Source organism: Arsenophonus endosymbiont of Apis mellifera (assembly GCF_903968575.1).
Classification (GTDB): Bacteria; Pseudomonadota; Gammaproteobacteria; order Enterobacterales; family Enterobacteriaceae; genus Arsenophonus; species Arsenophonus apicola.
This window is the reverse complement of the sequence record NZ_CAJCFU010000049.1, coordinates 74,542-86,500: the sequence shown is the minus strand read 5'-3', so window position 1 is coordinate 86,500 and position 11,959 is coordinate 74,542. Positions and strand designations below refer to the sequence as shown.

At 38.8% G+C, this 11,959-nt stretch carries 11 protein-coding genes and 1 pseudogene; 7 read left to right on the top strand and 5 right to left on the bottom strand.

Annotated elements, in window-relative coordinates; translation table 11 throughout:
* Positions 1-44: 44 nt before the first annotated feature.
* The 5 genes from rng to mreB all read right to left on the bottom strand — a co-directional run bounded on the left by rng (position 45) and on the right by mreB (position 4,810).
* Positions 45-1,514 carry a ribonuclease G gene (gene rng, locus H1X92_RS06535; protein ID WP_180559387.1) on the bottom strand — a complete coding sequence of 490 codons (1,470 nt, stop codon included), beginning with the start codon at positions 1,512-1,514 and terminating at the stop codon, positions 45-47.
* Complete coding sequence (locus H1X92_RS06530) at positions 1,504-2,100, bottom strand: Maf family protein (protein WP_180559386.1); 597 nt, start codon at positions 2,098-2,100, stop codon at positions 1,504-1,506. Before H1X92_RS06530 ends, rng begins: the two co-directional genes overlap by 11 nt.
* 42 nt (positions 2,101-2,142) lie before the next feature.
* Entirely contained in the window at positions 2,143-2,631 is a 489-nt protein-coding gene (gene mreD / locus H1X92_RS06525) for a rod shape-determining protein MreD (protein WP_180559385.1), read from the bottom strand.
* A 42-nt stretch (positions 2,632-2,673) separates the two neighbouring features.
* Positions 2,674-3,663 (bottom strand): rod shape-determining protein MreC, encoded by a 990-nt coding sequence (gene mreC / locus H1X92_RS06520; protein ID WP_180559384.1) that lies wholly within the window; start codon positions 3,661-3,663, stop codon positions 2,674-2,676.
* Positions 3,664-3,766: 103 nt separating this feature from the next.
* Positions 3,767-4,810 carry a rod shape-determining protein MreB gene (gene mreB, locus H1X92_RS06515; protein ID WP_180559383.1) on the bottom strand — a complete coding sequence of 348 codons (1,044 nt, stop codon included), beginning with the start codon at positions 4,808-4,810 and terminating at the stop codon, positions 3,767-3,769.
* 624 nt (positions 4,811-5,434) lie between these two features.
* On the opposite strand from mreB, the pseudogene acuI reads away from it, so the two are divergent.
* The 7 genes and pseudogenes from acuI (at position 5,435) to prmA (ending at position 11,660) form a co-directional block, all read left to right on the top strand.
* Positions 5,435-6,411, top strand: a pseudogene (gene acuI / locus H1X92_RS06510) (acrylyl-CoA reductase (NADPH)).
* A 186-nt stretch (positions 6,412-6,597) separates the two neighbouring features.
* Positions 6,598-7,095 carry a type II 3-dehydroquinate dehydratase gene (aroQ, locus tag H1X92_RS06505; protein WP_180559382.1) on the top strand — a complete coding sequence of 166 codons (498 nt, stop codon included), beginning with the start codon at positions 6,598-6,600 and terminating at the stop codon, positions 7,093-7,095.
* Between the two features lie 17 nt (positions 7,096-7,112).
* Positions 7,113-7,583 carry an acetyl-CoA carboxylase biotin carboxyl carrier protein gene (gene accB / locus H1X92_RS06500; RefSeq protein WP_180559381.1) on the top strand — a complete coding sequence of 157 codons (471 nt, stop codon included), beginning with the start codon at positions 7,113-7,115 and terminating at the stop codon, positions 7,581-7,583.
* Positions 7,584-7,593: 10 nt separating this feature from the next.
* A complete protein-coding gene (accC, locus tag H1X92_RS06495; protein WP_180559532.1) occupies positions 7,594-8,940 on the top strand; it encodes an acetyl-CoA carboxylase biotin carboxylase subunit in 1,347 nt (448 codons plus the stop codon).
* 126 nt (positions 8,941-9,066) lie between these two features.
* Positions 9,067-9,309 (top strand): YhdT family protein, encoded by a 243-nt coding sequence (locus H1X92_RS06490; RefSeq protein WP_180559380.1) that lies wholly within the window; start codon positions 9,067-9,069, stop codon positions 9,307-9,309.
* Positions 9,299-10,741, top strand: a complete 1,443-nt coding sequence (panF, locus tag H1X92_RS06485; protein WP_180559379.1) for a sodium/pantothenate symporter — start codon at positions 9,299-9,301, stop codon at positions 10,739-10,741. Before H1X92_RS06490 ends, panF begins: the two co-directional genes overlap by 11 nt.
* A gap of 31 nt (positions 10,742-10,772) precedes the next feature.
* Entirely contained in the window at positions 10,773-11,660 is an 888-nt protein-coding gene (gene prmA / locus H1X92_RS06480) for a 50S ribosomal protein L11 methyltransferase (RefSeq protein ID WP_180559378.1), read from the top strand.
* Positions 11,661-11,959 lie beyond the last annotated feature (299 nt).

Sequence of the window (11,959 nt, the reverse complement as noted above, 5' to 3'; positions counted from 1 at the left end):
TTCCAAAAGAAGTTACTACAATGACAATCTAGCCGTTAGCATAACTACATCATAACAACATCAAACTGTTCCTGACTATACAGTGACTCAATTTGGACTTTGACCGATTTGCCAACAAAAATTTCTACTTCCGCCAATACATGAGATTCATCACCATTTAATGCCTCAACAACCGCGGGTGAAGCATAGACTAAGAAACGATTGGCATCGATAGTACGATTTATACGAACAATTTCACGTAAAATTTCATAACAGACTGTTTCTACCGATTTTACCGTTCCTCTACCCTGGCAAGTTGGGCATTCATTACAAAGAACATGTTCAAGGCTTTCTCGCGTTCTTTTGCGAGTCATCTCTACCAATCCTAGTTGAGAAAAACCATTAATAGTGGTTTTGACCCGATCTTTCAATAATGATTGCTCCAGCGATGCCAAAACACGGCGACGATGCTCAGGATCAAGCATATCAATAAAATCGATAATAATAATACCACCCAAGTTGCGTAACCTTAACTGTCTCGCTATGGCTTGTGACGCTTCAATATTGGTATTAAAAATGGTCTCTTCCAAGTTACGGTGACCAACAAAAGCACCGGTATTAATATCAATGGTGGTCATCGCTTCAGTTTGATCAATAATCAGATAGCCACCTGATTTTAATTCAACCTTACGTTCTAAAGCACGTTGGATCTCTTTCTCAACATCATATAGATCTAATATTGGTAATGGCCCTTGATACAGTTCAAGTTTTACTGTCATTTCAGGCACATATTCATCAATGAAATCTTTTAATGAAACAAAAGTCAGTTTTGAATCAACCCGGATCCGGTCTAATGAAGCACCGGCAAAATCACGAATAATACGATGTGCTAAAGCCAGTTCGCCATAGATCTGCATACGAGACTTATGACGTTTTTTACGTTCAACAATTTTAGACCATAAACGCTTCAAGAAGGCAGCATCTTGAGCCAATTCATCATCACCTACCCCTTCTGCCGCAGTACGAATAATGAAGCCACCATTTTCATCACAAAATAGTTCAACAATACTTTTCAAACGTTCTCGTTCTTCTTCACCTTCAATGCGTTGGGAAACACCAACATGAGAAGCGCCTGGCATAAAAACAAGATAACGGGAGGGTAATGTGATATCTGTTGTTAAACGTGCCCCTTTTGTACCAAGCGGATCTTTAACCACCTGTACCATAATATCTTGCCCTTGCCGAACCAGTTCGCCAATATCACGCACATGAAAGTTTTTTTGTTCATCACCGGCAATGCATTCGGTATGCGGCATAATATCAGAGGCATGAAGAAAAGCAGATTTTTCCAAGCCAATATCAACAAAGGCCGCCTGCATACCGGGCAAAACTCGACTCACACGACCTTTGTAAATATTACCTACAATTCCTCTTTTAGCTTCACGCTCAATGTGAATTTCCTGTAACACGCCACCATCAATATAAGCCACCCGCGTTTCAGAAGGGGTTACATTGACTAATAGTTCAGCTACCATAGCTCTTGTTCCTATTATTTAACGCTAGAAATTTAGTCAATAATTCATCTGTTTCAACTAACGGTAACCCCACTACGGCGTGGTAACTTCCGACAATCCGCCTAACAAAACAGCCACCTTTACCCTGGATAGCATAAGCTCCTGCCTTGTCCATAGGTTCTCCCGACAAGATATATTGATCGATTTCTTTATTTGTTAACTGTCGCAATGTTACTTCGGTGACAATTAAATCATACAATGTCTTTTGTTTATCTGAGAACGCAATTGCAGTCATCACTTGGTGTGTTCTGCCAGAAAGTTGTCTTAATATTTGCGCAGCATGATTTTCATCTTTAGGCTTACCCAAAATATTTCCATCATTTACAACAATAGTATCCGCCCCTAACACTGGATAGGGTTTCGTTGCCATATCAGCACCCGCTTGTGATTTTTCACATGCTAAACGAATTACATATTCACTTGGTCTCTCTCCTTCACACCATAATTCAGATATTTCAGGATGAATAATGTCAAATAGCCATCCTAGCTGTTCAATTAACTTACGCCTTCTTGGCGAAGCTGACGCTAAATAGATTCTATTTACCATAGAAAAAACTCTCAGAAAAAATAGACAATTGACTGTCCATTTTTAACGAACTAAAAACTGACGTCGAACTTTGCGCAATAATAAAAACATCCAAGGCCACAAAATGGCATTAATCAAACAATTCCAGAATATTTCAGGATGAAATAAAACAAGAGAAGAAAGAAACTCTGCCCAGAATATCGTAAAATTCATAACCACTGATAATCCAGCAATAACAAGTGATTGTTGCCACAGTGCCATATTACGAAGAAGCTGATGTTTATACGATACTAAATAACAAATCATACTATAAGCTAATGCATGTACACCAAGCGCTGACCCTTGGATCAAATCCATTAAGATCCCCAAAAAAAATCCCGTACCTACACTAACTCGATGTGGCAAAGCCATAACCCAATAAATTAAAATTAAAGCTAACCATGTAGGCCGATAATAAATAAACTGCTCAGGCCAGGGCATTTGCTCCAAAATTATTGCAATTAAAAAGGACAGCCAAATGATCCACCGCCCATTACCACGGTATTGATCCACTCTATGTTTCCTTTAGTTGCCTTGATTTCACGGTAGCAATTCCTATTGAGCGACCAAAGGAGGTTGCTCGACATTTTTTTTCATTTCTGTAGATGGTAGCTGTGGCCCTTGAAGCTCGTTTGGGCCTGGAAGCACCTGGGGCAGAATCTTCATTAAACGCTCATTTGCTGCTCGATATACTTCTGATGGAGGTAAAGGATGAGAAGGATCGCTAGAGTTTCCCCATAGCAATAAGAGATAGCGTAGTCTTTGTAAATCTGCGGTAGGTCGTGCATGAATAATCGTATAAGCGCGTTGGGTATCATGCTTTACGGAAGAGACAATCGCAACGGGATAACCTTCGGGAAAACGTCCGCCTAGACCAGATGTGACTATCACATCACCAATACGTATATCAATATTATCGGGTAAAGGTTCAAGTTGAAGATCATCACTACATCCTGTACCCACTGCAATAACCCTAATATCATTACGTAATACTTGGATAGGTAATGCATGTGTTGTGTCACAAATCAGTAAAACACGGCTATTAAACTGGCTCACTGCGATAACCTGCCCAACAACACCTTTATCACTAATAACAGGCTGGCCTTCATAAACACCATCATGTAAACCTTTATCAATCACAATTTGATCTCGATAAGGCGTATTTGCACCTGAGAGCACTTGAGTAACCATCATGTGTTCGTCCTGACGTAGAGGTGACCCCAACAGCTCACGTAATCTAGCGTTTTCCTGTTTAAGTTGCCCAAGTAATAAATTATCTGCTTTTTTTAATAAAACCTCTTTCTTCAATGCCTTATTTTCAAAAAGAAGTTGATCTCTTCTTGCCAATGCGTCTGAAATATTATCAAGCAGTTCTCGCGGACCACTGGCCAAAAAATAAAAAGGACTAACAGCCGTATCTAAATAACTACGTATTTTATTAAAAGTATCAAATTGACGATCAAAAGCAACCAACGCGATTGCAACAATGATCGCAATAATAATACGCAATTGTAGGGATGGCCCTCGACTAAAGATCGGCTTCATGAGTTATTTTGATAAAAAATAAATAAACGTTAAACATTAACATCGCTTTACATAAAGTAAGGAGGAGCGCCATCCTTAAGTTCCTCCTTCTATTGGCTAACGTCTAGTCATCACTAAACAGATCACCGCCATGCATGTCGATCATTTCCAATGCCTTACCGCCACCACGTGCAACGCAAGTTAATGGATCTTCAGCGACAATAACGGGAATGCTTGTTTCTTCCATTAAAAGACGATCCAAATTACGCAACAACGCACCACCACCGGTTAACACCATGCCTCGTTCGGAGATATCAGAAGCTAACTCTGGTGGACATTGTTCCAAAGCCAACATAACGGCACTAACAATACCAGTTAAAGGTTCCTGCAGCGCCTCAAGTATCTCATTCGAGTTAAGGGTAAAACCACGTGGTACACCTTCAGCCAAATTACGACCGCGCACTTCAATTTCATAAACTTGATCTGTAGGATAGGCTGAACCGATTTCGTGTTTAATTCGCTCCGCAGTTGCTTCACCAATTAATGAACCATAATTACGACGAACATAATTAATAATGGCCTCATCAAACCGGTCACCGCCGATACGTACCGATGATGAATAAACAACACCATTTAATGAAATAACAGCAACTTCTGTCGTTCCACCACCAATATCAACCACCATTGAACCCGTTGCTTCGGAAACAGGCAAACCAGCCCCAATTGCAGCCGACATGGGTTCTTCAATTAAGAAAACCTCGCGGGCGCCAGCACTCAGAGCCGACTCCCGGATTGCACGACGTTCTACCTGGGTCGCACCTACAGGTACACAAACCAAGACGCGTGGACTTGGACGCATAAAGCTATTGCTATGAACTTGTTTGATAAAATACTGTAACATCTTTTCAGTAACATAAAAGTCCGCAATCACGCCATCTTTCATTGGACGAATAGCCGCGATATTACCCGGCGTCCGGCCTAGCATCTGTTTTGCTTCATGACCGACTGCAGCAACGCTCTTAGGTGAGCCTGCGCGATCTTGACGAATAGCCACAACTGATGGTTCGTCTAACACAATACCTTGTCCTTTGACATAGATGAGAGTATTGGCGGTACCCAAATCAATAGACAAGTCGTTGGAAAACATGCCACGAATTTTTTTAAACATAACGAAAGGATAATCCTGCAAGCTGGAAACGAATGAAAATCCGTCTACTTTACCAACCACATGAAGCGACGACAAGGTGTTAATTAAATCGCTTCAATAAAAAGTGGCTAATTTTTTTACAATACAAAAACCGTTATTACTGCTTATTTTCTATAATCGATTACAGTATAAAGTAAACAACACCCTCATAAAAAAAATCACTTAATGCATTTAATATAAAACTTTCTAACAAGAAAATTAACTCATTTACATTAAAATAGATCACTGTATTAAGTTTATATGACGCTACAATAATTATTAGTTGACATATGCTTCAAAGCAAGGCCAATTCACTTTTTAATATTACCTTAAAGTATAAAAGTCTTCCATGTTAATACTTTATTAAAGTAACAACAAAAAATAATTTAAATGTAAATATTAATTCTGCACGTTATTATTTATAGAAGAAAAAATTTCTTTACGACTAAATATAATAAACCTGTATTCTGCCTGATAACTCCCTATTGGCGCTAGTAAAAAAAACATATTTACAATTTATTTATCATTGAGACTTTTATCCCCGCCGAAATAACGAAAATAACTTTATACTGAAGCATCCTTATACATATTTAAAGGCCACAAATTATGAAAGCGCTACTACTAGAACAAGAAAATCAACTATTAAAAGCTAGTATAAAATCGATCGACGACACACTTTTGCCTTCTGAAGACGTTACTGTAGATATTTATTGGTCTACACTAAATTACAAAGATGCTTTAGCTATTACCGGTAAAGGAAAAATTATCCGCCAATTCCCGATGGTACCAGGTATCGATTTTGCCGGTATTGTTAAGTCTTCAACAGATCCAAAATTTCAAGCCGGCCAACAAGTTTCACTGACTGGTTGGGGAGTTGGTGAAAACTATTGGGGTGGATTAGCAGAACAAGCCCGAGTACCAGCCGCATGGTTAACAGCTATTCCTGAAAAAATAACGATGCGACAAGCCATGATAATCGGTACTGCAGGTTTTACGGCTATGCTCTGTATCATGGCTTTGGAAGAAAATGGAGTAACCATTGATAAAGGCAACATTGTTGTAACAGGCGCCAGTGGTGGTGTAGGTAGTACCGCAATACAACTTCTTGCTAAACTTGGCTATTCCGTCACCGCAGTAACTGGTCGAGAAAGTAATATCGAATATTTAAAAGCGCTTGGTGCTAAACAAGTGCTGCTACGTAAAGAGTTTACTACTATACCTCATCCTTTAAAAAACAGCGCTGGGCAGGCGCTATTGATACCGTTGGCGGCAATATTTTAGCTACCGTTATTTCACAAATGTGCTATTCAGGGACGGTAGCAGCCTGTGGTCTGGCCGCTGATACTATGTTATCAACAACAGTAATGCCTTTTATTTTACGTAATATAAGGCTACAAGGGATCGACTCTGTAATGGTTCCAGCGATAAAACGTCCACAGATATGGCAACGGTTAGCCAATTTATTACCTGATAGTTTTTATCAATTAACAACAACAGAGATCCCATTAGAAAAAGTGATTGATTATGCCAATAAATTAATAAATAACCAAATTACTGGCCGGACACTGGTAAAAATACGTTAAATGTTTAATATTCGAGGCAACTTTGTGCTGTTTAGACTAAAATTTTGCTGCTAATTGCTATGAAATGTTTATAATATCGCTCTTTGTCGTCAAAATAAACGTTTCCATTATGAGAAAAAGATGACAAACTATTAACATCACGTTATGTTGTCAAATTGACAATTATCAGTTGGAGAGACCCGCAAAATGGCAAAAGATTTCCACATTTTGCTGCTAAATGGCCCAAATTTAAATATGCTGGGGACGAGAGAGCCAAGATTCTATGGTGCTGTTACACTTCAGGATATTGTTAACCAAACGAGCCAAAAAGCAAAACAATTAGGAGTTAAATTAAGTCATTTTCAATCTAATGCGGAACATGAGCTTATTGATAAAATCCATCAAGCTCAAGGGAAAGTCGACTTTATATTAATTAACCCAGCAGCATTAACGCATACTAGTGTAGCATTACGAGATGCAATATTAAGCGTTGCCATTCCTTTTTATGAGATCCACCTTACTAATATTTATGCACGTGAACCATTTAGGCATCACTCTTATCTCTCCGATATTGCAAACGGCGTCATTTGTGGCTTTCGAGCTGATGGTTATATTTTTGCATTAGAAGCCGCGGTTAAATTCTTATTGAGTATTGAAGAATTAGAAACCATTGATGAACCCAAACCTAATAAATGTAAAGAATAAAAATACGGAATTAACTTATGGATATTCGTAAAATTAAAAAATTAATTGAGCTTGTTGAAGAATCTGGCATTTCTGAACTAGAAATTTCGGAAGGTGAAGAATCAGTGCGTATCAGCCGTACAATCGTGCAGAATTTACCAACTTTACAACAGTATATGGCAGCGCCCACCTCGCATCAACCAGCTTTAGCAAACGCCATAGCACCTTCTCAAATTTTACCTGAAACAACCAATGAGCAAAAAGCAGAAATCAGTGGTTATACTGTTCGTTCACCAATGGTAGGTACCTTCTACCGAGCGCCTAGTCCGGAAGCAAAACCATTTGTTGAAGTTGGCCAAACGGTTAAGGTAGGAGATCCTCTATGTATTGTCGAAGCGATGAAAATGATGAATCAGATCGAAGCTGACAAAGCAGGTGTAGTTAAAGCAATTCTCCTAGAAAATGGAGAAGCGGTTGAATTTGACGAGCCATTGGTTATCATCGAATAACGAGGCATCTATGCTGAAAAAAATTGTTATCGCCAATCGTGGCGAAATAGCTTTACGCATTTTACGTGCCTGTAAAGAACTAAAAATAAAAACTGTCGCCGTGCATTCTACCGCCGATCGCGATTTAAAACATGTATTACTTGCTGATGAAACCGTCTGTATTGGGCCTGCCGCTTCAGCTGAAAGTTATCTTAATATCCCAGCGATAATCTCTGCAGCAGAAATTACTGCTGCAGAAGCCATTCATCCTGGTTATGGTTTTCTATCTGAAAATGCCGACTTTGCCGAAAAAGTGGAACGCTCTGGATTTATATTTATTGGTCCTAAACCAGAAACCATTCGACTCATGGGGGATAAAGTTTCTGCCATTGAAGCCATGAAAAAGGCGGGTGTTCCTTGCGTTCCAGGCTCAGATGGACCTTTAGGAAATGACATCAAAACCAATAAAACGATTGCTAATCGAATTGGCTACCCGGTTATAATTAAAGCCTCTGGTGGTGGTGGTGGCCGGGGTATGCGTGTTGTTCGTAATGAAAGTGATCTAGAACAAGCCATTACCCTGACGCGCGCTGAAGCGAAAGCGGCTTTTAATAATAGTATGGTTTATATGGAGAAGTTTCTGGAAAATCCACGCCATATTGAAATTCAAGTACTTGCTGATGGTCAAGGCAATGCGATTTATTTAGCCGAACGTGATTGCTCAATGCAGCGTCGTCATCAAAAAGTCGTTGAAGAAGCGCCGGCGCCAGGTATAAAAATTGATATGCGTAAGAGCATTGGTGAACGCTGCGCAAAAGCTTGTCTTGATATTGATTATCGTGGTGCCGGTACCTTCGAATTTCTTTATGAAAATGGCGAGTTTTACTTTATTGAAATGAATACGCGTATTCAAGTTGAGCATCCTGTGACAGAAATGATCACTGGGGTTGATCTGATTAAAGAACAGTTAAGAATTGCTTCCGGCTTACCTCTATCTATTAAACAAAAAGATGTTAGAATTCATGGGCATGCAATAGAATGTCGTATTAATGCCGAAGATGCCAATACCTTCTTGCCAAGTCCAGGTAAAATTACTCGCCTGCATATTCCTGGTGGTTTTGGTATACGCTGGGAATCACACATTTATGCCGGTTACACAGTTCCACCTTACTATGACTCTATGATTGGTAAGCTGATTACTTATGGGGAAACTCGCGAAATTGCTATTCTTCGGATGAAAAATGCCTTATCTGAATTAATCATTGATGGCATTAAAACTAACATAGAATTACAACAAAAAATTATGGATGACAGCAATTTTTTCAAAGGTGGTACCAATATCCATTACCTGGAAAAAAAACTCGGATCACAGGAATAAACTTTTCTATTTACCTTTCATTGCAATAGGGTACTGAATGTACCCTTATTTTTGATAACTTTTCTGCATATAATCTTTAACCAATATATAAATCCTCAGATTAAATTTTTACTACCAGGAGAACCAATGGACAAACGTTTTTTGCAATCCAACAAAGAAGCTCGTTGGTCAGTTTTTCTTACCGTGGCTTATTTATGTAGTTGGATTATAACTGCCTACCTCCCCGGTGAAAAAGTAGGTATAACAGGGATGCCATTATGGTTTGAACTTTCATGTTTATATTTACCGCTGATTTTTATTTTACTTTGTATCTTAATGGTTAAATTTATTTTTAAACAAATGTCATTGGAAGATAAAGATGCAAATTGAAATCCTCTTACCACTTATCGGTTATTTATTATTGGTTTTTTTACTATCTATTTATGCCTATCAGCGACGCCAAAAAGGCGAATTTTTGCATGAATACTTTCTAGGTAATCGCTCTATGGGTGGGGTAGTTTTAGCGATGACTATCACCGCAACCTATATCAGTGCGAGTTCTTTCATAGGTGGTCCTGGAGCAGCCTATAAATATGGCCTTGGCTGGGTGCTACTTGCCTTAATTCAGGTGCCTACTATTTGGCTTTCGCTTGGCGTTTTAGGTAAAAAATTCGCCATCTTAGCACGTCGCTATCATGCGGTAACACTTAATGACATGCTGTATGCTCGTTTTCAAAGCCGTTTACTGGTATGGCTCGCTAGCGTTAGTCTGCTGGTCGCTTTCTTTGGTGCGATGACGGTTCAATTTATCGGTGGAGCTCGTCTGCTCGAAACGGCGGCAAATATCCCCTATGAAATAGGGTTATTAATATTTGGCATCTCTATTGCACTTTACACTGCCTTTGGTGGCTTTAGAGCCAGTGTCCTTAATGACACCTTACAAGGCTTTGTTATGTTATTAGGAACAATTATTCTGCTGGTAGCTACTATTCACAAGGCAGGAGGCCTAGCCACAGCAACAGAGGCGCTAAAAACAATTGATCCCAAACTGATTACGCCACAAGGTGCTGATAATATCTTTAGCATGCCATTTATGTTTTCCTTTTGGGTTTTAGTTTGTTTTGGGGTTATTGGCTTACCACATACTGCTGTCCGCTGCATTTCCTATAAAAATAGCCAAGCGATGCACCGAGGGATCATTATCGGCACCATTGTAATGGTTATTTTAATGTTAGGAATGCATTTAGCGGGAGCATTGGGGCGAGCCATTTTACCGAATTTAACTATTCCAGATCAGGTCATCCCGACATTAATGATCACAGTCTTACCTCCATTCGCCGCAGGAATTTTCTTAGCAGCTCCGATGGCTGCCATTATGTCAACAATTAACTCACAATTGCTTCAATCTTCAGCAACTATCATAAAAGATTTATATTTAAATATTGCACCAAATGAGATAAAAAAAGAGAAAAAATTAACCTGGATCTCAAGTGCTTCTACCCTCATTCTTGGGGCTTTATTACTATTAGCCGCCTGGCACCCACCACAAATGATTATTTGGTTAAACTTACTGGCTTTTGGTGGATTACAAGCTGTTTTTCTTTGGCCATTAATACTTGGACTTTATTGGGAAAGAGCAAACCGTTTTGGTGCATTAAGCTCAATGATCATAGGCGCCCTTTCTTACACATTATTTACGGCCTTTGATGTTAAAATTTTAAATTTTCATCACATCGTACCATCACTATTATTGAGTTTGATTGCTTTTTTAATTGGTAATTATGTTGGTGAGAAAAAATTATTATCTACAGCGATAAAATGAACTAATAACCCACGATTTCAAGAGAATATTTATGCCTTGGATACAAATACGTCTGAATTCAACAGCCGAGCATGCAGAAGCCTTAAGTGATATATTAACGGAAGCCGGAGCGGTTTCTGTCACCTTTCAGGATAGTTATGACAACCCTGTTTTTGAACCCCTACCAGGTGAAACTCGTCTTTGGGGAGATACTGATGTTATTGGTTTATTTGATGCCAAAAGCGATATGGAGCAGGTTATTAGTCAACTTGAAAGTCACTCCTTATTGGGTAAAAATTTTGTGCATAAAATTGAACAAATAGAAGATAAAGATTGGGAGCGTGAATGGATGGATAATTTCCATCCCATGCGTTTTGGAGATAAATTATGGATTTGTCCTAGCTGGAGTGATACACCAGATACCAATGCAGTCAATGTCATTTTGGATCCTGGCTTGGCGTTTGGTACCGGCACACACCCTACCACATCACTCTGTTTAGAGTGGTTAGATAGCTTAAATTTGACAGACAAAACGGTTATCGATTTTGGTTGTGGCTCAGGCATACTGGCTATAGCCGCACTTAAATTAGGTGCAAAAAAAGCCATTGGTATTGATATCGATCCACAAGCTATTCTTGCTAGCCATAATAACGCCGAACAAAATAATGTCGCCGATAAATTAGTTCTTTATTTGGCAAAAGATCAACCGAAAGATCTAAAGGCGGATATAGTTATTGCCAATATCTTAGCGGGTCCCTTACGCCAATTAGCGGATGTAATCGGAAGGTTAACCAATCCAAACGGTCTACTTGGACTATCTGGAATATTAGCCAGCCAGGCTGAAGGCGTTATAACCGCTTACCAACAACAGTTTAATATTGAGCCAATAATAGAAAAAGAAGGCTGGTGTAGAATGACGGGAATAAAAAAAACGGATTAACCCTTAAGCAGGATTAGCGTAATTTATACGCTAATTCCGGTAATAAAAACTTTTCGAATAGTCTATTTTAGTAAAAAATCAGGCAATGATAACGACCATAAATCTAATAATGTTTATTGTTTAAGTAATATATTATCTTTTAATACCCATAATAAAATAATTATTTAAGGTTGATTTTTATACAATCAACAGAGATAATCTAACCTAACAAGGAATTTACGATAAAGAATAACAAAATTTGAAAACAAATCAGAAATTTTCATTATCTTGATTTTTATGAATATTATTTGTCATCAGAA

What these genes read in the sequence shown, in the direction of transcription:
- rng (WP_180559387.1), bottom strand. Translation starts at nt 1,514, where the DNA reads ATGGTAGCTGAACTATTAGTCAATGTAACCCCTTCTGAAACGCGGGTG.
- H1X92_RS06530 (WP_180559386.1), bottom strand. Translation starts at nt 2,100, where the DNA reads ATGGTAAATAGAATCTATTTAGCGTCAGCTTCGCCAAGAAGGCGTAAG.
- mreC (WP_180559384.1), bottom strand. Translation starts at nt 3,663, where the DNA reads ATGAAGCCGATCTTTAGTCGAGGGCCATCCCTACAATTGCGTATTATT.
- mreB (WP_180559383.1), bottom strand. Translation starts at nt 4,810, where the DNA reads ATGTTTAAAAAAATTCGTGGCATGTTTTCCAACGACTTGTCTATTGAT.
- aroQ (WP_180559382.1), top strand. Translation starts at nt 6,598, where the DNA reads ATGGCAAAAGATTTCCACATTTTGCTGCTAAATGGCCCAAATTTAAAT.
- accB (WP_180559381.1), top strand. Translation starts at nt 7,113, where the DNA reads ATGGATATTCGTAAAATTAAAAAATTAATTGAGCTTGTTGAAGAATCT.
- accC (WP_180559532.1), top strand. Translation starts at nt 7,594, where the DNA reads ATGCTGAAAAAAATTGTTATCGCCAATCGTGGCGAAATAGCTTTACGC.
- H1X92_RS06490 (WP_180559380.1), top strand. Translation starts at nt 9,067, where the DNA reads ATGGACAAACGTTTTTTGCAATCCAACAAAGAAGCTCGTTGGTCAGTT.
- panF (WP_180559379.1), top strand. Translation starts at nt 9,299, where the DNA reads ATGCAAATTGAAATCCTCTTACCACTTATCGGTTATTTATTATTGGTT.
- prmA (WP_180559378.1), top strand. Translation starts at nt 10,773, where the DNA reads ATGCCTTGGATACAAATACGTCTGAATTCAACAGCCGAGCATGCAGAA.